Here is a 23,624-nt window from a genome sequence, read left to right on the forward strand (position 1 = left end):
ATTTAAAATATTTTTTTTCATGTTGATTTTTTAACAAACTCAGATTTTAAACCCATTTGGCCAATTCCGGGAATTTTGCAATCAATGTCATGGTCGCCGTCGACAAGCCGAATGTTTTTGACTTTAGTTCCGACTTTGATGATTGAAGAAGACCCTTTGACTTTTAAATCTTTGATTACCGTAACGGTATCTCCGTCTTTCAGCTCATTTCCGTTAGCATCCCGGATAACTTTAACGCCATCGCCCTCTTCAGATGCCTCTTGCGTCCATTCATAGGAACATTCAGGGCAGGTCAATAATCCGCTGTTCTCGTACACGTAAATAGATTGACATTTTGGACAGGGGGGAAACGCTTCCATATTACATCTCTTTGTTTAAAATTTTTTCTGATTCCTTTAGTGCCGTTGCATAGTTCTCACAATACACGACATGCATTTCTCTGTCTTTAACGCCTGCATTTCTAAGGATCTGCATAGGTTGGGGCTGGAGGCCGCTTAAGATGATTTGCGCACCTTGGTCGCTGCACTGCTTGATCACCGATTCCAAAGCCCTTTCCCCTGTTGCGTCGAGATAAGGAACTAGGCGCATTCTTAATATAAGAACTTTAGGTGTTTGTCCCATGGATTTAAGCGCATCGATCAAATGGCTTGCCACTCCAAAGAAAAACGGTCCGGTAATCTGAAACACTTCGACACCTTCAGGCAAATCGCCCCTTTGGGTCTCGTATTCGTCATTTTCATCATAAATCTCAAGCTTTCTCCATTCGGATTTGATTTGCACGGTCTCGACCATATGTTTCATGAATAAAAGGCTGGCTAGTGTGACGCCTACAGCAATTGCCACCGGTAAATCAACGAGAATGGTCAATAAAAAAGTCAGCATCATGACAGTGCGGTCTGCCCAAGATAAACGGAAGATGTGGATAAAGTGGTCAATTTCACTCATTCCCCAAGAAACAACAAACAAAACGGCAGCCAGAGCCGCCATAGGGATAAAAGAGATGACATCCATGGCAAACAGCATAAAAAGCAGTAAAAAAATGGCGTGAAAGATTCCTGCCATCGGCGTTTTCCCACCAGCTTTAATATTGGTTGCTGTTCGAGCAATGGCTCCTGTTGCCGGTAACCCGCCAAAAAGGGATGAAGCGATATTTGCAATTCCTTGTCCAATCAGCTCTTGATTGGATCTGTGTTTGTAGCCGGTCATTCCGTCAGCTACGACAGCAGATAGCAGGGATTCAATTCCTGCTAAAAAGGCGATGGTAAAAGCAGAGGGAACCACGTTTTGGATTTTAGCGAAATCCCATACGGGAAGCTTAGGCATCGGCAATCCGTTGGGGATATCTGGAAAGCGCGATCCAATTGTTTCAATGGGAATTTGAAAAATGGCAGCGATGATTGCCGAGATGCTGATAGCGATTAAATAAGCTGGCAATCTTGGTGCAAAGCGGCGTAGAAAGATCATGACCAACAATGTGGCAAGTCCGATGGTGATGGTGATTGGATTGAATGTTTCCAGAGCCTTGAAATAAGCGATCCATTTAGGGATAAAATCACTTGGAACGTGCGCCATTTTCAGCCCAAGAAAATCCTTGACCTGCGAAGATGCGATAATGACTGCAATGCCTGCTGTAAAGCCGGTGACTACCGGATGAGGGATAAACTTGATCACCCTTCCCAGCTTTGCATAACCTCCTAAGATTAAAATTGTTCCCGCCATGAATGTTGCCAGAATCAATCCCTCATAGCCATGCTTGGCGATAATATCGAAAACGACAACGACAAACGCTCCTGTCGGACCTCCAATTTGCACGCGGGATCCGCCTAGAAAAGAGATCAAAAATCCAGCAATCACAGCTGTAATAAGCCCTTTATCAGGAGATGTTCCCGAGGCAATCGCCAGTGCCATTGCCAGCGGCAAGGCAATAATTGCGACTGTCAAGCCTGCAATCGCATCGCTTTTCAGATCAGATCTGGAATATCCGCTTTTAAGGAGGGTAAAAAGTTTTGGGGTCAATGCCTGCATCGTGGGAATTCTTATATACTTTTTTAAGTTTCTAACAATTAATGAAGTAAATTGTGGAGGAGTGCTCCGATTTCTGAAAGTTGTTTGAGTATAAACCTTCTAACAGGATAACATAAAAAGAGAAATGATTTTAAGTAAAGGAACCCTTATAGCTTATGGATAATGAAAACCACGAATCACTTGCAGAGATCGATGAGGGCATTCAGCCTCTTGACCCCGACTTAAAACAGATTCTGAAAAAAACGGCAAATGCGATACGCACTCTTTCCATGGATGCTGTGCAGAAGGCAAATTCCGGTCATCCCGGAATGCCCATGGGATGCGCCGAGATCGGCGCTTACCTTTATGGTGTTGCTATGCGCCATAATCCTAAAAGTCCGAAGTGGAAAAATCGAGACAGGCTGATTCTTTCCGGAGGCCACGGCTCCATGTGGCTCTACTCCTGCCTGCACTTGTCAGGTTTTGATCTCTCTTTGGATGAGATCAAGCATTTTCGGCAGCTCCATTCACAGACTCCCGGACATCCCGAAGAGACGACTCCTGGTGTGGAAACAACAACAGGTCCTTTGGGGCAAGGAATTGCAAATAGTGTCGGGCAGGCGCTGGGTTTGAAGCTCTTGGGCGCCCGCTTCAACACCGATCGGCACCAAATTTTCGATAGCAAGGTCTTTGTCCTCATGACGGACGGCGATATGATGGAAGGGGTTTCATCGGAAGCATCGGCTTTGGCAGGCCACTGGAAACTTGACAACCTCATCGTCCTTTACGACTCCAACCATATCTCTTTGGATGGTCCGCTGTCTGAATCCAGCTCGGAAAAAACAAAGATGCGGTACGAAGCTTATGGATGGGAAGTGCGGGAAGTGGATGGACACGATCTCGACGCGCTTCATCAGGTCATTTCGGAAACAAGGCAAAGCCAGGAAAGGCCGACACTGATCATTTGCACAACGATTATCGGAAAGGGAGCTCCAAATAAAGCGGGAACGCATAAAGTCCATGGCGCTCCTCTTGGAGAAGAAGAGGTGAAGGCGGCCAAAGAGTCTTTAGGACTTCCTCAAGAGCCTTTTTATGTTCCCCAAACCGTCTATGATTATTTTGAAGAGAAACTGAAAAAGGATCAGGAAAGGGAAGAGGAGTGGCAGCGCATGTTCAATGCCTGGGCGGATGCAAATCCCGGCCTCTACCGCGACTTTTGTGCGATGGAGAAACGGGAGCTTCCCGAGGATTTTGAAAAGAAATTGTGGGAAATTGAAATCAAGGATCCGATAGCAGGCAGAAAAGCTTCCCATACTCTGCTCCAAAGTCTGGCGGACTGGCTTCCTTATCTATACGGAGGATCTGCGGATTTATCCTGTTCAGATATGACTATGCTTGAAAAGTATCCGGTTGTTTCCGCAGGGGCGTTTAACGGTAGGAACATTAAGTTTGGTGTCAGGGAGTTCTCCATGGCTTGCATCGCTTCCGGGCTCGAGCACACGGGAATGATCGTGCCTTTTGTCGGCACCTTTCTGACCTTTTCGGACTATATGCGGAATGCGATTAGACTGGCCTCGTTGATGCGTGCGCATGTCATCTATCATTTTACCCACGATTCGATTTTCTTAGGAGAAGATGGTCCAACACATCAGCCGGTCGAACACATGGCAGCTCTTCGTGCAATGCCGAATCTCCAATTCATCCGTCCTGCCGATGCCAATGAGGTGAAAATGGCGTGGCTGGCTGCGTTGAAATACCATGGGCCGACCGCCTTTTCTTTGACCAGGCAAAACCTTCCCGAGCTTGAAGAAACCAGCGTGCCTTATGAAGAGGGAATGGGAAGAGGCGCGTATATTTTGAAGAAAGGAAGCGGCAAGCCTGATTATCTTCTTGTGGCGACCGGGTCTGAAGTTTCATTGGCCCTTGATGTGGCGCGCGAACTTGAGAAACGGGACAAATCCGTCCGTGTTGTTTCAATGCCTTGTTGGGAAATTTTCGAGAATCAAAGCGATGAGTACAAAGAATCGGTTTTTGGCGGCGATCTGGGGCGTCGTGTCAGCATTGAGGCTGGCGTTGATCTTGGATGGCATAAATACATCGGACGCGACGGAATTGCGATCTGCATGGAGAGCTTCGGTGCATCGGCTCCGCAAGACGCTTTAGCTGAAGAATTTGGTTTTACAGTTGAATCGATCTTAGAGCGGATTTTGTAGATGAATACTCTGCTTTTAGAGGCGCTCGCTTGCGAGAATCAATCCCGGCCGCCGGTTTGGATGATGAGGCAGGCAGGGCGTTATATGCCCTCGTATAGAAAAATCCGGGAACAATACGCATTTGTTGAAATGTGCCGCAATCCTGAAATCGCAGCGGAAGTGACGATGCTCCCCATTCACGAGTTCGGAATGGATGCCGCAATCCTTTTTTCAGATATTTTGATGATCCCCGATGCTCTTGGCGTCGGCCTTCGATTTGAAGAGGGAAAAGGGCCGATCATCGAAAAACCTGTAAAAAGCTGCGAAGATGTTGCTGCTTTGAAAAAGCCTGTCGTCGAAGAGGCTCTTGGATTTGTTGCTGATGCGATCCGGCTGCTTTGCAATGAGTTATCGGTTCCGTTGATCGGATTTTGCGGCGCCCCGTTTACAGTGGCCAGCTACATGATTGAAGGGGGAACAAGCCGTGATTTCAAACAGACGAAGCAGTGGATGTACCGCGATCCCGAATCCTTTCACGCGCTTCTGGCTCTGATTGCAGAGGCGACGATCGATTATGTCGATATGCAGGTGGCAGCGGGCGCTCAGGCGATTCAAATTTTTGATTCTTGGGCGCATGTGCTTGGCTTTCGGCAGTTCAAAGAGTTTTCCCTTTTCTACATGAATGCGATTTTGGAGGGGATTTGCAAGCCAAATCCTCCTGTCATCATCTATTGCCGGGGAGCCTCTGTCTTTGCTCAAGAATTAGCAAACATCTATCCTCAGGCGATCAGCCTCGATTGGAATGCCCATTTACCTTCCCTAAGGAATCTTATTCCCAGCAGGATTGCTTTGCAGGGAAATTTTGATCCCGATCTTCTCTACGCTCCCTTTTCGACGATTGAAGAGGAGGTTAAGAGGATGCTTTGCGAAATGGACGGTGATCCCGGGTATATTGTCAACTTGGGGCATGGCATTAAACCCGATATGTCTCCGGAAGCTGTGAAAGCTTTTGTCGACACTGTCAAAGCGTATTCTCCGATTACTCAAGCTGTGGAGTGAATCATTGAAACATTTCGTGATTTTAGGCGCCGGGATCAGCGGTTTGTCTTTGGGCTGGTTTCTTAAAAGGCGCTATGGAAGCAAAATCCAGCTGACGATTCTCGAACAATCCGATCGTCCTGGCGGCCTCATCCGCACTGATTTTGTGGAAGGAAGTTTATTTGAACAGGGACCCCGAAGTTTGAGGACCAGAGGAAACGGATTGGAAACATTGAAGTTGATCGAGAAACTTCAGTTGCAATCGCAAGTGATTGCTGCCAATCCCAAAGCGAAAAAACGGTATCTTTGGACAGGCGGCAAATTAAGGAAGCTTCCAACAGGCCCTCTCTCCTTTTTGACCTCTCCTTTAACTCGGACTCTCCCTTGGGTAATGCTGCGGGAGATGTTTAGAAAAAAGAGCGTTTTGCCTGATGAATCCATTGCTTCATTTATCACCAGACGGTTTGGCAGCCGAGTTTCAGAAAAACTTTTCGACCCGTTGACAACAGGAATTTTTGCGGGCGACATCAATAAACTTTCCATCCGTTCTTGCTTTCCCGATTTCTACCAATGGGAAAAGCAGTACGGTTCGGTATGCAAAGGAATGGTTCGGAGAAGGCGGTGCGCAAAGAGGGCGGGAACTCCATTTTTGGAACACTACTCGCGCGTTCCCCTTTTTTCCTTCAAAGAGGGAATGGAAACGCTCCCTTGCGCTTTAGCAGAAGTATTGGCGCCTCACTTGCGTTGCAATACTGCTGTCGTTTCACTACGTTCTTGTGCCGATCGTTTAGAAATTGGATTGGCAGATGGAAATACGTTGACAGCAGATCATGTGTTTTCCACGCTGCCGGCAGCTAAGCTTGCTCCACTTTTTGAGAATCGGCATCGTGAACTTTCTACGCTTTTAATGAGTATTTCCGGCTCCTCTGTTGCAGTCGTGCAGTTGGCCTACTTCCGCAAAGTGCTGCGCAAAGAGGGATTCGGATATCTTGTGCCGTCATCGGAACGCGAGTCGATTTTAGGCTGTGTCTTTGACTCTTCCGTTTTTCCGCAGCAAAATCAGATTCCTGAGGAAACCCGTTTAACAGTGATGATTGGAGGCATGCGCGCCCCCGATCTCGTTAATCAGTCGGAAAAACATCTTAAATCACTTGCTGTGAAATCTTTAGAAAGTCATCTTGGAATCGGTACGGAACCGGACACCGCATCGGTAAAAATTGTCCGGTCGGCGATTCCTCAATATTTTGTCGGGCACATGGAAAAAGTCGAGAGAATTGGCACAATACTTGCGCGTATTTATCCGCGCATGACTTTAGCCGGCAATCATTTCTCTGGTGTATCGGTGAATGATTGCATTGCTAACAGCAAACGCATTGTAGAGAGAATGGCAAAATTTTTCTCTGTGTAGGGAATTTTGCGTATTTGCAAATAATCGGAATCGAATTTAAACTGAGGCTAGCTCGACTTCTCAGAGATTTGCACAGTCGAGTTGGCAATCCAGAACGAGGTATAAGGCAGATGTTTGATAAATTCACTAACCGTGCAAAGCAGGTGATCAAGCTTGCGAAGAAAGAAGCGCAGAGGCTAAATCACAATTACTTAGGTACAGAGCACGTTCTGTTAGGATTGCTAAAGTTGGGACAGGGTGTCGCTGTCAATGTCCTCCGCAATTTGAACATCGATTTTGAAACTGTGCGCAGTGAAGTGGAGAAGTTGGTTGGTTTCGGCCCCGAGATCCAGGTGTATGGCGATCCGGCTTTAACCGGCAAGGTGAAAAAGGTATTTGAGTATGCCAACGACGAAGCTGCTAATCTGAATCACAACTACGTGGGGACAGAGCATCTGCTTTTAGGCTTGTTGAAACAGACTGATGGCGTTGCCGCGCAAGTTCTGGAAAATCTCAATGTCAACTTGAACGAGGTACGCAAAGAAGTGTTGAAAGAGCTTGAAACGTTCAATTTGCAGTTGCCGCCGATTGGTCAGCAGCCTCCTCCTCCCGGCCAGCAAGGTCAAGGACCTGCCGGAATTGGGCCTGGAGGACGTCCATTCGAAAAAGGGGTAAGTTCTTCAGACAAGATGCCTGCGTTGAGGGCTTATGGATATGATTTGACGGAGATGACTCGGGAAGGGGAGATGGATCCTGTGATCGGAAGGATCGAAGAAGTTGAACGCTTGATTTTAATTCTCTGCCGCCGAAGAAAAAATAATCCTGTATTGATTGGAGAGGCTGGAGTCGGAAAAACAGCGATTGTGGAAGGATTGGCCCAGGCGATTGTGAGAGGGGATGTACCGGATAACCTGAGGAACAAACGCTTGATCACCCTTGATTTGGCATTGATGATTGCCGGAACGAAATACCGCGGCCAGTTCGAAGAGCGGATCAAGGCTGTGATGGAAGAGATCCGAAAAAATGGAAATGTTCTGCTCTTTATCGACGAACTTCACACAATCGTGGGAGCAGGTGCTGCGGAGGGGGCGATCGATGCTTCCAACATCTTAAAGCCGGCGCTTTCCCGAGGGGAAATCCAGTGTATTGGTGCGACAACGATAGACGAATACCGAAAACATATTGAAAAAGATGCTGCGCTGGAGAGGCGATTTCAAAAAGTGATGGTAGCTCCAGCTTCTGTCGATGAGACTTATGAGATTCTCAAAGGGTTAAAGGGGAAGTATGAAGAGCATCACAAGTGTGTGTATACGCCGGAATCTTTGAAGGCTGCTGCAGTGTTGTCCGATCGGTATCTTCATGGGCGCTTTCTTCCCGACAAAGCGATCGATCTTTTGGACGAGGCGGGGGCTAAGATGCGCATTTCCATGATGAATCAGCCGCAAGAGATCAATAGGATCGAATCGGATATCGAAGAAGTGAGAATTGCCAAAGAGGAGGCGATCGGCAAGCAGGAGTACGAAAAAGCTGCCGGCCTGCGCGATCAGGAAAAGATGCTGAGAGAGCAGCTGCAGAAGATTCGTGCAGAGTGGGAAGTGAATAAGGAAGAGCATCAGGTTGTCGTCGAAGACGATGATATAGCGGCTGTCGTTGCTCGGCAAACAGGAGTGCCTCTCAATAGGTTGACGGAAGGGGAAACAGAAAAAGTGCTCCATATGGAGGAGTTGCTCACCCAAGGTTTAGTCGGACAGGATGATGCCGTCAAAACAATTTGCAGAGCGATCAGAAGGAGCCGTGCCCAGATTAAAGATCCCAACCGGCCAATCGGAGCATTTATGTTTCTCGGCCCTACCGGGGTAGGAAAAACGCTTCTTGCCCGGTTGATTGCTACGCATCTCTTTGGAGGCGAGGATGCTTTGATCCAGGTGGACATGTCTGAATACATGGAGAAGTTCGCTGTTAGTCGAATGACCGGATCGCCTCCGGGATATGTTGGTCATGAGGAAGGGGGGCAATTAACCGAGCAGGTGCGCCAGCGTCCTTATTCTGTCGTTTTGTTTGATGAGATTGAAAAAGCGCATCCTGATGTGATGGACCTGCTTCTACAAATTTTAGAGGATGGGCGGCTGACAGATTCTTTCGGAAGAAAAGTAGATTTTCGCAATACAGTGATCATCATGACCTCGAATCTCGGTGCGGATTTAATCAAAAAGAGCACCGAAGTGGGGTTTGCAGCGACAAACGGAGCAATGGATTACGATCATATCAAAGAGAAGATCGAAGGTGCTGTCCAAAAGCATTTCAAGCCTGAATTCATCAATCGTTTGAATGACATGGTCATTTTCCATCCACTGGATCGAGAACACCTGATTGAGGTGATCGATCTTGAAATTGCCAAGCTTCAAAAAAGGTTGGAAGAGAGGGAAGTCTTTATTCATCTTGATGAGAGTGCAAAGGATTTTCTTGTGGACAAAGGGTTTCAGCCGGAAATGGGCGCGCGTCCTTTGCGCAGGACAATTGAGCAGTATTTGGAAGATCCATTGGCAGAGATCCTGTTGGCTCATCCTCACGACGGCCGGCGTTGCCTGGTCACCGTTGAGGACAAAGCGCTTAAGTTTGTCGATGAAGAGATCTTTCCTTATTCCAAATCTAAAAAGCACAAGAAAGATCAAAAAGACAAGGGCAACGAAGCGGGATCCGAAGAGGGGAGAAAGCAGGTAGAAGAGTCAGAAGCCGGAAAATCTTAGTTCCTGATTTTAACCCCTGATTGCGTTCTGATCCTCGGACAGATGCTGTAGATGGACGCAATCAGGGATTTAACGCGAAGATCGTGAAAAAAATACTACTTATTTTGACCTCGTTGGCAATCGCTTTCTTGAAGTTTTCTCCTTAAATCGCCTACATGCTCTTGTATACAGATCATGTTTCAAAATTAAATTTCATGCATTGTCGGCTAGCCACTGAATTTTGAATTCATTTCAGTATATACCGAATTAACTTCAAGATTCGGTTTTTGACGTCATCGTTAGCCTTTGATTTTGAGACCCGCTTGCATCACTCAACCTATTCAGGTTGAGTTGTTTCAACGCCGGCTTCGCCTGACTCAAATTCAAGGCACCTCCTCATCTGAAAATTTAATTTTGAAGCATGACCAGTATACCCTATCGCTAAATATTTTTTTAATTTATAAAAAATATTTGTCATTCAATTAATTTGTTTATATAATAAATTCAGAGTAATGATAGATAATGGAGAGGGAAAATGAGCAGCTTTCAATCAGATTTTCGCGCATGTTCTCACAAGTATGAAAATCATTTATCCGTAGGTTCTGAAAATAAACAGTGGGATTTTGCAATTGGTGTAAAAAAAGGGGTGGTTTTATCTTCTGATCGCTCGGAGGGGCGGAGTATCATCCAGCAAGTATCAGAAGATGCTCTGTTTCATTTGTCAGGAGCAAGGAAGAGAAATGCGCAAATTTTGATTACCTCAATTGAGGAAAAAGAGGTCGTTCCCGGCTACGAGCCAATAGCTGAGCCGGAAGATGGTTCGGTTGAGAAGGACGAGGAGATATTGAAGAAGCGCATTAAAGTTAGAGTGATTCATTATCAACTTTGTGTGGATGGGAAAGTTGAAAAGCATCGTACAGACGAACCAAGGATTACAAATTCAGTTGTTAAGGAATCGAATAACCATCGCGTTCTTTTGGAAAGATTTTCCCGCTATGACAAAAATGAAGAGGGAGCTTTTGCACGCATTAAGCGCGCCCTAATTCAATTTTTTGCTCAATTATTTGAACCTTTTGAGTCTTTGTCTCAACTATGGGAGGAACTTTGCGGGAGAAGTGAAAAAGAGATGGTCTGCGATATCAATCTGTTGGCTGAAGTCACAGGCCGTCCGATGACAGCAGAGCCTTTAACCCTTTCTCAGTCGTTAAAGTACATGATCAAACTTCTCAGTCGCGAGAAAGAGGTGACAGCGGATGAAAAACTGCACAATCGCTTGAAAAACGCTCTGGCAATATCCAGGAAAACAAAACAGCTGCGAAAAAAATTCAAGAGAAAAGACTTTGGAAAGCTGGTGAAAAGAGTACAAGCAGATATTCGTGCGCTGCCAAGTGATGGGAGTGATAAATTACTGATTCCTGTTGGGTACAAACAGGATGGAAAATTGATTGAGATGTTGCTGGAGGTGGGGAAAACAGGTGAGAAAACATGCTCTGTTGCCTTGATTAGCCAGTCCAAAGAAACGCTTGGCCTGTTTGATCGTGAAGAGGGGGTGGAAACACTTTCGCGTTCATTGAAAAGAGAGATCCATGATGTCAACATTTCAGAGCTGCAAGCACGCATACCGATTTTTATGGAAATGCAAACGACTCCTGAACTTCTGAAATTTGAAGAGGCTGGAAATGTCTTTTTACAGCAGATCCATTTTCCAAACTCTACTGTGGCTGTGAGTAAGGCAACAGAGAAAACCATCGACAGATCTTCTTCAGGTCATGTATCGGAGATTATGTCGTATGTCAAAAGCGAGCTGTTGTCAGATGGAGATGTTGCAGATGCTAAGCGGTTTGAAACAGCTGCTCGCTTGCGGTTTTTTCTGGATTTTTGCCAAAGAGATAAATTGTGGTTAAGAGATCCGGCTTCTCGGGAGCTTGTGCGTACAACGGCTTATCAACTGATCGATATTGTTGAAACGAATCGACGAGAGTTGATTGGCGATGAGCTTTTGGAGCAAGGATTGGAAATGACAAAGATTTCTCATGAGTTGGAGAGGGTGTTGGCTTTATTTGATGAAACACTTCCAAGAACACCGGACTTGTCCAAAAAAGTCGCTTTGCAAACGGGATTGGGAAAGATAGACGTTGAAGCAGCTGTTGAGACGCCTGAGCTGGAAGATATCCCGATGATTGCAGATCCGTTTAAGGAAGTGGATCCTCCATTTACGGGATTTGATCCTGGTAAACCTGTAGATTCAATCAACGCATTTGCCAAGCGTTGTGAACAGTTAATGGAAATCGGAGAGATAAAAAGAGCGTCGTATGAAGCGCAAACCATGGTGAAGGCCCTGCCTCCTCCAGGAGATGCTTTATGGAATGAAATTGATCCAAAGGCTGAGGAGATCCTGCAAGCTTTTCAAACAATGGGCGTTGCCATTACTAAGCAGTCTTTGCAAGAGTCTCACTCTTCTTTTAATGAAGCTTTAACGCTATCGATGCTGAACCTTTATGCGTATGGAATCATTTCTCGGAAATATCCGGGTAAAAAAGAGGGACTTTCTGTTTTGGCATTTAAAGCGCGCAAGAACTTAACCGAGCTGTCAAACAGCCGCATTTCTTTACAGGATAAAGCCCGTATCACTCAGTTTGATGAGATCATGAAAGATGCAGAAATTCAGGAAGGGCATATTTACAAATTAAAAGGAGATTACGAGGCGATACTAGAAGGGATTTCGCAGCCGCTTCTGAACCTCTGTGAATATTCAGCGATTGCTGCAGGTGATTTGCTCTATAAAACTATCCAGGGTAAAAATGTATGGAATGATTCAATAAATTATGAGGAAATAGACTTTGAAACTTCTCAACGAGTCAGGTCTCAACTCAGAGGGAAGGAGCCTCTTGATTTCAGTCTGGATTTTAATTGGAACGGTTTACCATATACTCGATGTGAAGGGGTGTCTGAGTGGAAAAGAGATGTGAGTAAATTTGATTCTAAAATCTCATACACAGCTCCAAGTTATGCGAAAAATGTTGCCGAAGAGTTGGCGAATCGTTACACCACGGAATTGTGCCCTCTTGGATGCTCCAAAGATAATTGTGAAAATTATGGGGATACTTCTGGTGATCCTAAGGAAGCGCGGAAGGGGCACCAGTATTTTCCCTTGTATATGCTTTATCATTTCACAGGAGAGTATTGTGAGAATCTTCTTGCCGAAAGAAAGTTAACTCCTGATCAGGTGCGCGATCTGCTTCTCCTACAGCAAACTAATCGAAGAGCTGATAATTTGTGTTCTAGCCATCATAAAGAACGAGGCTCCCGAGTTGGAAACCACTTTCATTATACAGATGGGTTTACCGAGGATGACCGCCGCGCACAGGTGATCTCCTCATTAAACATCTATTTGAAACATCCCAATTTTTTTAAAATTCCTTCTCTTCGTTGGTTTTTTGAGACGAAGCTTTTCAATCATCATGCCTTCGAACTTCTTTTGAGCAAGGAAAACTATGAAGAACATAAACCTTTCTTAATTTCGACGATCAAATTATTGAATAGAGAAGTCAGTCTGGCTCAAATCAATCAAGAGATGGAAACAGCAGCTTATCTTGTTTATCTTCTTGGTAATATTAAAGATATTATTGTTGAAGCGTCTTCATTGAATCCAGATGAAAAAAAGCTGTTGTCGAACCTGATTACGGTAAATCCTGAAAAGACCATCATCCAGTGGATGATCGATTCCATCGGTCAAACCTCTAAAAGAGAGGAGAAGAAACAAAAAAGCCTTCTCCCTTACGTCGTTAATCACTATCTGGAACTGTATAATAAAAATTCAGATCATACAGATCAAGATTTTAATTTGATGGCATACGCAATGGAGCGTTTTCAATTTTTGTATGAACCAGGCGATTCCGTTGATCCGAAGTTGAAAGAGTCTTTTGAACTGCTTAAATGCGTGATGATGCCAAAACTAAGAGCGCGTGCAGAAAAAGATGATGGAAGTAAGTTCATCAACGGGTTAATTCTCAGATTTAACCCTGAAATTGCTGGAAAAAAATTAGATTGGAAAGAGAGCCAATTCCCCATTTACGAAGCTTCAGATGCAGAAAGCAGGACTTATCAATTCAATCTTGAAACAGGAATGATCTATGCAGGAGGGGAAAGAATTGAGCGGCTGCCTTCATTTCTTAAAGAAGAGCCTGAAATTGTCGAGCTGTATGGTTCGAAGTTAAATGATGCCTGGCAGATCAAAGGATCTCCTAATCTTGAGGATGAACAGTTTCGCGTGACAGCATATTCACACGAAAAATTCCCAGGGCAGCGCATTGTTCTCAGGCAAAAGGTCGATAAAGAAGGGATTCCTTTAGATGGAAAACCCGAAGTTGTGATTGAAAGAATGATAGAAGAAAATAGTGTTTCGAAGTGGGTGTCCCATCATCGTTTTGAAAGTCAAGATAAAATTGCCAAAGGGGAGTTGTTAACTGGTTCTGATCTTCCTCCTAAGGTGGCCGCAATCATTGGAGAGAGAAGCTGCTGGGTGGACAGAGAGTTGGATCGGATCTATGTGTTTGATCAAGAGGATTCGAATCCATATGCAACCATATTTCTTGGGAGGGATGAAGGAGGCGGCCCGCTTCAAATCAAAGAGTTTCGTTTTGCAGATTCTAATCAGCTTCTTGCTATTTCCGGAAGAAATCTTATTCAGTATTCCTCCATTGAAGATAAGGATTTCATTTTGACGGCAGGCTCTTCCGGAGTTGTCAAGCGCCTTGAATATCCCCGCTTAGAGCTTGCCAGCAGCGGAGCAAGACTATCCTACAAGATCACTGAAAATGGTGCTGTCTCTTCCTCTTTTCCTGGCTGGACTCTGGCTCCCTTGGGGCTTCGGCCCGGTATCAGGCGCCCAATCGACCGTGTTGTCCCTTTACCGGAGACTTTCGATCATTTCCAACTCCTCCAAAAGGATGGAGCTCAAAAAGTTCTGATCCCTTCCAGGCAATTTAAGCAGCTGCGCAACCGTATTGGCGAATCGATTCCAAAGTATCAATCTGTTTGTCCTGAAGGATTTGAACCAAGCGCTGTTTACGAGTTCACAGTGAACACTGAAACAAACCGCCTGCAGGCGCAAAGTGCCGATGCATACGCCTATTTAGCTTATGCCTGCTTCACTCACAAAGATTATGAAAGTGCAAAATATTATCTTGAAAAAGCAGAAACAAGCACAGGATATTCGCCTAAGTATAACGAGCTGTTCGATTGGATTGGAAAGTGGCCGGACAACAGTCCGAATGGAAAGGCAATTAAGCTTCACGCAGCCATTTTTCAAGATAAAATTTTTGAAGATCATCGATTGGAGAACATCAGAAGAGGAGGAAAGAAAGAGGAATTTGAAGAACCTGTTCAGAGGATGGAAAGGCTTGTGGAACTTTACCACAGCTACCGCACATCGTTGAAAGATCGCGAAATTGGATTATCCGGCTCCGATCCCGGCTTAGATTTAACTCCCGATTCAGAATTGAGAGCGCTGAAACTTACTAGGGAATTTATCAGGGCAAATGCCGAGACTTTCGTCCTACAACCCAAAGTTGAAGAGACTAAATTTGTGCGCGCTTTACAAAATGTTGAAGAAATTGATTTAAGAGAACCTTCAGAAGAGGAGTTTTTTGACTATGATCTCGATGCCCTTTACCTATGGGCTTGCATTGGATCGAGTGAAAATATTCCCGAGGTGACATTTGGACGTCCTGAATGGGTGCTTGATCATTTTGGTTATGTCTTTGATCAGCTGATGACCCTTGATCCGGAATCGGTGGAATTTAAACAGCTTGTGGAAAAGGTCCGTTTTATCTCTTTAAATCCTCCTTCTGAGAAACTTTCACCTTTTGCTGGAGATGCAATTAAAATAGGGCAATCTTATCTTTTGCGTGTAGCTGAGCTTGCTAAGGAAGGGAAACTCGAGAAATTAAAGAATGTTGTCAACGGAAAATTTCCGAAGATCAAAGGATCTGCCAGCACAAGGGAGAAACGTTTCGATAATGCGAATAATCTTGCGGCTTTGTTGTTTGATATAGATGAATCAACCTCTGCCAAGGCTAAAAAGTCTTTGGAGGAGAGGATCGGAAATGTTGAGGATCGAATGTCTGAAGTAATGGAAGCAATTGTTAAAGATGGCGAGCATTCTTTTGCTGAGAAAATGGTAGTTAGCAAAATCGCAAGAACTGAATTTGAATCGCAATTAAAAATGCTTCGTCGAATGGTGAAATGTTGTGAAGACTATGATCGAAGAGTTGAAAAAATTAAACAAAAAAATGAGAGTTTACTACTTCCTTCGTTCGAAGAGGAGTATCAACGAGTTGCTAATGAACAGCTGTATGGTTCGGGCAGTCATCAAACGATCCAGCGAATTGGCAGCATTCTTCAGGTCTTGAAAGAGGTAGAGATCTCTTCTGGTGAGGTAGAGATCTCTTCAGGTGAGGAAAAAATGCAAAAAAGAGAGGTGTCCGATGTTGAGGAGTTGCCTCAAAAAACTGTAGGAGATGTGTATGGGGAGCTTTTTGAGAATCCTCCCGATGACTTGAAAGATGCCGTAGAGTCTCTTTTAAAGGGGGAAATAGAGCTTTATACGCAAAAAGCTGCGCAAAAAAAAGAGATTGAAAAATTAGAGAAGTTGATCGGAGAGACTCCAGAACCTGAAAAAATAAAAAAAGTTGTCACACCTGAAGAGGGGAAGCATGCCATTTTGGGAGATGCGCGCCTCCATGATTATCAACGCTACTATACGGTTTCTTCTATCGATCCTTCGGAAATCAGCGAGGAGGTGTTTGATCGGCTGGCAAAAAGCGGTGAGAAGGCTGTCAAAAGGCTTGCTGATGTTTATCGGAAGGATATGAGGGCCTATAAAGCGGATCTAAGGGCAATTAAGATCACTCGAGGGCAGGCAAAAAAATTGCGGGCGCATTTGGTTGATCAAAAGGAGGAACTGGAATCTCGTAAAAGCCGCCTGAGAAAGGATTTATTGCAGCAGGTGGAACGTTTTAACACGCCTGCCGGTACCTTAATGATGAGAAGGCTGACAGGGAAGGCTGCCAAGCCGAATCTGGATTACCTTATCAATTTGTGGAGAAGAGGGGAGTTAACAAAACAGCCTTGGGATGAAAATCCATTGAAGCAGCTGGGAATCGGTAGAATGGAAGAAGCGGAACTTGTTAAGCTTGATGTGTTGATCACGTCCTATTTGGATGTTTCGACAACATTGCAGCATATGGATAACGTGGTCCACTCAGTCGATGCCTACATTGCCACTTGCGGCTCCAGAAGTTCCAATGAGGGGGATCAGCAGATTGCTCAAGCTCTTGTTCAGTCATTAGAAGCAAAACGGAATTACACGCTGTTTGTACCGAAAAGGGCAATAACGATTACAGATCTCGCAATGGTTTTGCACGTCTCTGATATCAAAAAGCATTTGGAAACGCAGCTTGATGGAAAAGAGTCTCGTTTGGCAGGTCAATTGCGAAAGTTGGATCCAGTTAAGAATAAAGAAGACATCATAGATCTTTTCGCCAACCCGGATCATCACAAGGTTTTAAGAGAGATCTTAGAAGAGGATAAGGGGCTGACAAACCTTGTTTTATCTAAAGGCAGCGATCCCGATTTTCGAAATTTATTGTTTATGGAGCACACAGACCGCATTATCCTAAGATCGGAGCAGATTTCTACCATAAGAGAGATGATCGATGATCCCAATGCGGCTAGGCAGCTCATTATGGGGGCAGGAAAATCAAAAGTTCTTTCTCCACTTCTGGCTTACGGAAAAGCAACAGGAACTAACCTTGTGATGCTTATGCTTCCCGAGGCGCTTTATGAGACGAATTGCCGTGATTTGGACGCAACCAATCGCGAGTTGTTTGGTCAAAAGATTTTCCGTTTTGAATTTAACCGGCACAGCGACCGCAGTGTCGAGGCACTGCAAGAGACTTACATCCAATTATTAGAAACTGTGAGAAATAAAGGGTTTGTTCCGACAACTAAAAGCAGCATGCTAAGTTTTCGAAATGCCTACTTTGAGCTGTTAAATCAGTTATCGCAGATTCCTCTTGAACAAAGGTATATTCAAGAAGAGAAAATCTCGGAAATCATGGGGCAGTTAAGAATCATGAGCAAGATCATGAAGTTGTTCCATGATCGAACCGATGTCTTAGCTGATGAGATTGATGCATGCCTGGATGTGAGAAAAGAGGTGAATTTCGCCCTTGGGGAACCTCAGAAGATCAATCCAACGATCTATCAGACAGGCAGTGAGCTGATGGAGATTTTGCTCAACGCGGACGAGGGAACACCGCTTGGGGAGTTGAAAACGGCTCTGCTCAATAATACCAATGCTTCCATTCCTCCCGAACGTCTTCATGAATTAATGAAGGCGTTAGGAGGAGCTTATTACGATGAGAACGGGGAAGCATTAGGGAAAATAGGGAGAAATGAATTTATCCAATATCTTTTTGATGATGATTCACTTAAAGGAGAAATCCCCCAATTTATCCGGAGTCTGGAAGCGCAAAATCCTGAAATGTATCAAAAGGTGGCTGCAGCAAAGGCCTTTTTGCATCGGGGGTATGGAAATACATTGTCTCGAATAGGAAATGTCAATTACGGAAGAGATCCAGGAAGTATATGGACGATTCCCTATAAAGCCAGCATGGCGCCAAGTGTTGGATCTGAATTTGACGATACTGTGGAAAGAATCAGCTTCACGCTGCAGGATTATGTGCTATATGGCGTTTCCTATGAACAGGTGTATAAGGCAGTGGCTGCTTTACACAATATGGCAATACAGCAGCTGCGGGCAGCGAATATCGATCAAACGATCAATATAGATGAAACTGATGCGGGAAAAGAGTTTAAAGAATTGATGAAAAAATTGGATCTTGAGGGGGTTTTTGGAAAAGATCCAAGTCTTGCAGCATTTGCCGCGGAAGAAAAGGTGGAAGCGCTTAAAAATGTGATCAATCAATCGCCTTTAGGAAGATTGTCCTTTGCCAGCAGGTATGTCCTTTCAGAGATGACGCAGGCTCCCAATCGCGTAAACTCTGTGTCTAATGATGCGCCGGCAATGGTGAGAAGTTTTTCCGGATTTACAGGCACTCCATGGAATCTGCACACGTTTCATGATAAAATCCAGGCGGAACGGAGTCCCGGAACAGATGGGCGCACCTGGGCTCTTTTATTGGAAAGAAACGTCAAAGTGAAGACGTTTGTTTATGATCCCAAGAAGCCGATGGAATCTCTGATTGATGGAGCCGGAATTGTCTCAGAGCATTATCAAGCAACGATTGATACTGGCGCCTATCTTAGAGGGCAGACCAATGTGGATTATGTCACGGCTTGCTTGAAAAAGGCTGAGGCTGAAGGGTTGGAAGGGCAATCCGGGGTCTATTTTGATGAATCTGGAAAGATTGTGAAAAAAATGGGATCCGAAGGCAAGCCGCTGCCGATTGAGGTTGCCGAGCAAGGAGATTTGATGCAGTGCCACACTTTGTATGACCAAGCTCATACTGTAGGTGCTGATATCAAACAAGGACGCAAAGCAAAGGCTATCGTCACAGTGGGTGAAACAACATTTGTGAGAGATCTGTTTCAAGCGGTCTGGAGATTGAGGCAGCTTCATGAAGAGCAGGATATCGATATTGTTGTTTCAGAAGATGTGAAAAAGCTGATTCTGGGAGATGAAGATAATCGAGATTTAACGATCGAGGATATTTTAGCGTTTTGTTTGACAAACGAAGCAAGGCGGGAGTCTGAGGATAATTTCCGTGCTGAGAAAGGTAAAATTCAAGGAAGGCCTTCTCAAGAAATCTTGAAAAGCTGTGCAGAGATCATTGTTGATGAGAAAAATTCGGATGATGACATTCACCGGATAGCCTCTGTCTTAGGCAGAGCATTAACCAAGCGGCGTCCTCAGGATGAAATTTTTGATGAATATGCTCAGGTGCGCATTCAAGAAGATCCATCTAAGATTTTGGAAAAAACCAGGGAAAATACCGCGCAGAAAGCACAAGAAATGGCGGAGGCTCTTGGAAAGAAAGCCTCATCAAAACTAGCTGGCCAATTAAAAAAAATCTCTAAAGAAATTAGGGATAGGAAAGATCCTCCATCAGATTGGATGCCGGATCAGATCGATAGCGCTGCAGTGGAGGGTGGGCAGCAGGTGGAAGTAGAAGCGGTTGCTGAAGTGGAAATGGAACAAATGGTGCAACTTGATGCAGAAGTTAAGGGAGAAGTCGCTATACAGGCAGAAAAAGTGATTCAAGCTGGAAAACCTGTCTCTGAAGGTTCAGGTGGAACGGTTAGCCCTGTCACAAAGGATAATCTCATAGATCTCTCTTTGAGAGGATTTGTTTCAGGTAATCTTCGCCAGATGTCGGCGACAATCGGAGCTTTTGATCCTGAAATTTATGTTTCTTCCGGAGTAGAGAGGCAAATGGTGAAATCTGATCATGCCGAAAAATATCAAGTGGAAAACAGTTTAGATTTTGATCGGGTCGCTAATACAATTTTTTACACTTATCGAAAAACTGTGAATGATGTGGTGATCGTCAAAGGACAGAAAGGGTGGAGAATGATTATTCCGACGATTCATGAAGCTCAATCAGGCTGTCGAACATTTATTAGAGAAGCTAATAAGAAGGGGTGGCAGGCTGTGCAGGTGAATATCGGAACAGCTAAGCCGAATATTGTGTTCAAAACAGGAGACGACCGCTCTGATGTCTTGCCTTTTACAGAGGAAGAGGATCTGCAAAAGTTCTATAGGCTGTACGTACAGGCAAAATTTTTCAATGGCGAGATCAATTACGGATCGGAAGAGGAAAAAGAAGCATTGAGAGGGTGGCTGCGGGATAAAGGGCCGGAAGATTGCCAACGTTTGTTTGAAACGAAAATCCTTCCGGCAAAACCTCAAAGATATACAAAAAATTATACAGAAAGTGATCTCTATAAAATTTTTGAGGAACTAACAGGTTAAGCATCCAATACCTTTTGGATGCTTCCCTCCCATTCTTTGATGAATAAGAGCAGCTTTTCTTTCGAAGGGCAGGTTTTCAGGAATTCCCGCGTCTCCTCTTGGATACTGAGGTGAGCGATTTTAGCCAGCAGATGAAGGTGGTTTTTATCGTCAGAAGCAAAAAGGAAAAAGAGTGTATGAACGGGTTCCCCATCTAAAGCGCCGTAGTCAAGCGGTTGATGAGGAAAAACGATAAAGACAGCATCTTTTCCTGCGCGGATGATCGACTCTCTTGAATGGGGGAGGGCGATGCCGTGGTTAAGTGCTGTTGATTGCAGCTTTTCCCTCTGCAGGAGGAGTTCGGATGCAATTTCCGGATCGAGGTTTAAATTTTTGGCAATCCGTTGCATGGTGCCTCGGATGACCTCTTCTTTTGTTGTTCCTGCAATATCCGTTAAAATTTCCCCTTGATGGGCTGCCCGGTACAAGCTAAACTGCTTTCTTCCACCTTTTGTTTGTGTTTCTGAGCTGCTTTCTTTCTTTTCGTGCAGTGTATTGGAATGAGGAGGATGGTTCACCCGCTGACCCATCACCCAGTTTTCGATTTCCAAACGGTTGAACCGATATTGGTGGTTGATCTTATAAGCGGGAATTTTTCCATCGGTCAACCATCTTCGAATGGTGGTTTCCGAGACATTGAGCAGGTCGGCGACATCTTTAATTTTAAGATCCATCTTAATACCCCCTAAAAATCCTTAAAAAGTTTTATCATACTCGTTGGGGATTTCAGAGTTAACATTTTTTTTCTTCTTTCTTCGTCCTTAATCGCAACAGTGATCCCAGACAGGATTTGCAAGTATTCGGTTTGCTTGTCGTCCGGTCCCCCAATCATGAAAATTAAGCGGACAGGAGCTCCATCCAGCGCGTCCCAGTCCACACCGTTTTTCAAAACGCCAATAGCAATAAAAAAATCGTCGTAAGAAGGCAGCTTTGCATGAGGGATAGCAACTCCCATTCCGATTCCGGTGGAGACAATTGTTTCACGGTCAACGAGAGCCTGAAAAAATTGGTCTTTATGATCAATCTTACCTGAAGCAGCCAATACCTCAACCATCGCAAGCAAAGCTTCATCGCGCGTTTCCACCCCCAAAAATGTGATGAACTGTTTATCCAAGTAATCAGAGATTTTAACCATGAACCTATCCGTAAATTGCTAATGGGTTCATCAATTCAGTGAGTGCCTGTATGCCCAAATCCTCCAGATCCTCGAGCAGTTGCTGCTAATTCTCCAGCAAAGACAAACTGCGCCTGAACAACTTGAGCTAAGACGAACTGTGCGATACGCATTCCTGGAGAAACAGTAAAATTCTGATGTCCGTGGTTGATGAGGATGATTCCTATTTCGCCTCTGTAGTCGGCATCAATGGTTCCCGGTGTGTTCAATACTGTGATTTGGTGTTTCAATGCTAATCCGCTGCGAGGACGCACCTGGATTTCATAACCGGGGGGGATTGCCATTTTCAAGCCTGTTGGAATCAGTGCCGATTGCCCAGGTGTGATCACCATCTCTTCTTGAAGATGTGCGCGAACATCGGCGCCGGAAGCAAGCTCCGAACTGTAAGAGGGAAGCTGTATATCGTCGTTAGCTGTTATTGGAATTTCAATGGGTTCTTGATGCATCGGTCTGTCTCTCAGTTGTCGGCAGGTATAAGGTAGAAAAGGCACTCTGCCAGCTTGTTTTTCAGGTCATGTCGATTAACAATACAATCAATCATTCCATGTTTCAAGAGAAATTCTGATTTTTGTGCACCTTCGGGAAGTTGTTGGCCGATTGTTTGCTCGATCACGCGGGGGCCGGCGAAGCAGATCAACGCCTTTGGTTCGGCGATAATGATATCTCCAAGAGATGCAAACGATGCAGTGACCCCTCCAGTTGTCGGGTTGGTCAAGATCGAGATATAGGGAAGTCCTTCTTCGCTTAGACGTGCCAAAGCTGACGAGGTTTTGGCCATTTGCATTAGGGAAAGAGTGGATTCTTGCATGCGAGCTCCTCCGGAGGAAGCAACGATCACGACGGGAAGCCTATGGCAGATTGCGTGTTCAATCATCCTTGTGAGCCTTTCGCCGACGACAGAGCCCATCGATCCTCCCATAAAATGGAAATCCATGACGCCTAACGCAGCCTCGATCCCTTCAATCTTGCAAGTGCCGACAATAACGGCTTCATCTATATCGGTCTTTCTCCGAGCAAATTCAATGCGCTCCGGGTATTTTTCGGAGTCGATAAATTGAAGGGGATCTGCGGTTTTGATCTCCTGAAACATCTCTTGAAAAGAGTCGCTGTCAGCCAGAGCTTCGATCCTTTGTTTTGCTGTCAAGCGATAGTGATAGCTGCATTTGGGGCAGCAGTTGAGATTTTTTTCCAGCTCGTTGGTGTGGATCAATTCAGTGCAATGCGTGCATTTCAGCCATCCGCTAAAACCGTCTTTTTTAGAAGACTGCACCTTGATTTTAGGTTTATCTCTTGAAAAAAAACGCATGACAATACCTTAAACAATTAATTAATCAGCTATTATAACAAAAACTATTAATTATATACAAATGAACGCGAAGACCGCGAAGATATACTGAACATCATTGGAAAAAATGATGTTCAGTATAGTTGTGTAAACTTATAGCGCTGCTTCGTAACGTTCCGAAACATTCTTCCAGTTGACGATTTCCCAGATCGCTTTCACGTAATCGGGACGTACGTTTTTGTACTGCAGGTAATAAGCATGTTCCCAAACATCGATTCCCAGAAGAGGAACAAGGCCTTTAGCCGCTAGAGGATCTTGATTCTGGCAAATCGCAATCTCAAGGCGGTCTTCGCTTTTGTTATAGCCCAGCCAGCCCCAGCCTGAACCCTGCACGGCGACTGTTTTTGCTGTCATTGTTTCTTTAAGTTTGTCGAGCGAACCAAAATCTTTCATAATGGCATCTGCTAATGGACCGGAAGGCGCTTCGCCGCCGCCCTTGCCTTTAGGAGCCAGATTCGTCCAGAAAATCGAGTGGTTGATATAACCTCCTCCGTTGAAGTTAATGCCTGACTGTAGGGAAATTTCTTTAGAAATATCTTTTTTGCTTTGGGCTTCTTCAAGTTGTTCGAGGAGGTTGTTTAAATTATTAATATAGGTTTTGTGGTGCTTGTTGTAGTGGAGATCCATGATTTCTGCATTAATCACAGGCTCTAAATCGCCGAGATCATAGGGAAGATCGGGAAGTGTGTATGTATTTGCCATTTGTTTCTCCAAGGTTAA

12 protein-coding genes are annotated in these 23,624 nt (G+C 44.7%); 5 read left to right on the forward strand and 7 right to left on the reverse strand.

Going from position 1 to position 23,624, the window contains the following annotated elements:
* Positions 1–17 precede the first annotated feature (17 nt).
* Positions 18–359 carry a zinc ribbon domain-containing protein YjdM gene (locus WCW_RS01130; RefSeq protein ID WP_013181340.1) on the reverse strand — a complete coding sequence of 114 codons (342 nt, stop codon included), beginning with the start codon at positions 357–359 and terminating at the stop codon, positions 18–20.
* A gap of 1 nt (position 360) precedes the next feature.
* The gene (locus tag WCW_RS01135) at positions 361–2,025 is read right to left on the reverse strand and encodes a SulP family inorganic anion transporter (protein ID WP_013181341.1); all 1,665 of its coding nucleotides are present in this window, start codon (positions 2,023–2,025) and stop codon (positions 361–363) included.
* A 155-nt stretch (positions 2,026–2,180) separates the two neighbouring features.
* On the opposite strand from WCW_RS01135, the gene tkt reads away from it, so the two are divergent.
* The 5 genes from tkt (at position 2,181) to WCW_RS01160 (ending at position 20,346) form a co-directional block, all read left to right on the forward strand.
* Positions 2,181–4,217 carry a transketolase gene (gene tkt, locus WCW_RS01140; protein WP_013181342.1) on the forward strand — a complete coding sequence of 679 codons (2,037 nt, stop codon included), beginning with the start codon at positions 2,181–2,183 and terminating at the stop codon, positions 4,215–4,217.
* Entirely contained in the window at positions 4,218–5,255 is a 1,038-nt protein-coding gene (hemE, locus tag WCW_RS01145; RefSeq protein WP_013181343.1) for a uroporphyrinogen decarboxylase, read from the forward strand. It begins immediately after the preceding gene.
* A 4-nt stretch (positions 5,256–5,259) separates the two neighbouring features.
* Complete coding sequence (gene hemG, locus WCW_RS01150) at positions 5,260–6,642, forward strand: protoporphyrinogen oxidase (RefSeq protein WP_049767096.1); 1,383 nt, start codon at positions 5,260–5,262, stop codon at positions 6,640–6,642.
* A 110-nt stretch (positions 6,643–6,752) separates the two neighbouring features.
* Positions 6,753–9,368 (forward strand): ATP-dependent Clp protease ATP-binding subunit, encoded by a 2,616-nt coding sequence (locus tag WCW_RS01155; protein ID WP_013181345.1) that lies wholly within the window; start codon positions 6,753–6,755, stop codon positions 9,366–9,368.
* Between the two features lie 514 nt (positions 9,369–9,882).
* Positions 9,883–20,346, forward strand: a complete 10,464-nt coding sequence (locus WCW_RS01160) for a DUF3638 domain-containing protein (RefSeq protein WP_013181347.1) — start codon at positions 9,883–9,885, stop codon at positions 20,344–20,346.
* Here WCW_RS01160 and WCW_RS01165 read toward each other — a convergent pair.
* From WCW_RS01165 to WCW_RS01185, 5 genes are all read right to left on the reverse strand, one after another.
* Positions 20,343–21,059: a PTS sugar transporter subunit IIA gene (locus WCW_RS01165; RefSeq protein ID WP_013181348.1), complete on the reverse strand. Its 717-nt coding sequence runs from the start codon at positions 21,057–21,059 to the stop codon at positions 20,343–20,345. The genes WCW_RS01160 and WCW_RS01165 overlap by 4 nt on opposite strands.
* 11 nt (positions 21,060–21,070) lie before the next feature.
* The gene (locus tag WCW_RS01170; protein ID WP_013181349.1) at positions 21,071–21,520 is read right to left on the reverse strand and encodes a PTS sugar transporter subunit IIA; all 450 of its coding nucleotides are present in this window, start codon (positions 21,518–21,520) and stop codon (positions 21,071–21,073) included.
* A gap of 35 nt (positions 21,521–21,555) precedes the next feature.
* Entirely contained in the window at positions 21,556–22,005 is a 450-nt protein-coding gene (gene dut, locus WCW_RS01175) for a dUTP diphosphatase (protein ID WP_013181350.1), read from the reverse strand.
* A gap of 11 nt (positions 22,006–22,016) precedes the next feature.
* Positions 22,017–22,865: an acetyl-CoA carboxylase, carboxyltransferase subunit beta gene (accD, locus tag WCW_RS01180; protein WP_013181351.1), complete on the reverse strand. Its 849-nt coding sequence runs from the start codon at positions 22,863–22,865 to the stop codon at positions 22,017–22,019.
* A 132-nt stretch (positions 22,866–22,997) separates the two neighbouring features.
* Positions 22,998–23,606 carry a Fe-Mn family superoxide dismutase gene (locus WCW_RS01185; protein WP_013181352.1) on the reverse strand — a complete coding sequence of 203 codons (609 nt, stop codon included), beginning with the start codon at positions 23,604–23,606 and terminating at the stop codon, positions 22,998–23,000.
* Positions 23,607–23,624: the final 18 nt, after the last annotated feature.

The organism is Waddlia chondrophila WSU 86-1044 (assembly GCF_000092785.1).
Classification (GTDB): domain Bacteria; phylum Chlamydiota; class Chlamydiia; order Chlamydiales; family Waddliaceae; genus Waddlia; species Waddlia chondrophila.

What these genes read in the sequence shown, in the direction of transcription:
- hemE (WP_013181343.1), top strand. Translation starts at nt 4,218, where the DNA reads ATGAATACTCTGCTTTTAGAGGCGCTCGCTTGCGAGAATCAATCCCGG.
- WCW_RS01185 (WP_013181352.1), bottom strand. Translation starts at nt 23,606, where the DNA reads ATGGCAAATACATACACACTTCCCGATCTTCCCTATGATCTCGGCGAT.
- WCW_RS01160 (WP_013181347.1), top strand. Translation starts at nt 9,883, where the DNA reads ATGAGCAGCTTTCAATCAGATTTTCGCGCATGTTCTCACAAGTATGAA.
- WCW_RS01130 (WP_013181340.1), bottom strand. Translation starts at nt 359, where the DNA reads ATGGAAGCGTTTCCCCCCTGTCCAAAATGTCAATCTATTTACGTGTAC.
- dut (WP_013181350.1), bottom strand. Translation starts at nt 22,005, where the DNA reads ATGCATCAAGAACCCATTGAAATTCCAATAACAGCTAACGACGATATA.
- tkt (WP_013181342.1), top strand. Translation starts at nt 2,181, where the DNA reads ATGGATAATGAAAACCACGAATCACTTGCAGAGATCGATGAGGGCATT.
- WCW_RS01170 (WP_013181349.1), bottom strand. Translation starts at nt 21,520, where the DNA reads ATGGTTAAAATCTCTGATTACTTGGATAAACAGTTCATCACATTTTTG.
- accD (WP_013181351.1), bottom strand. Translation starts at nt 22,865, where the DNA reads ATGCGTTTTTTTTCAAGAGATAAACCTAAAATCAAGGTGCAGTCTTCT.
- WCW_RS01135 (WP_013181341.1), bottom strand. Translation starts at nt 2,025, where the DNA reads ATGCAGGCATTGACCCCAAAACTTTTTACCCTCCTTAAAAGCGGATAT.
- WCW_RS01155 (WP_013181345.1), top strand. Translation starts at nt 6,753, where the DNA reads ATGTTTGATAAATTCACTAACCGTGCAAAGCAGGTGATCAAGCTTGCG.
- WCW_RS01165 (WP_013181348.1), bottom strand. Translation starts at nt 21,059, where the DNA reads ATGGATCTTAAAATTAAAGATGTCGCCGACCTGCTCAATGTCTCGGAA.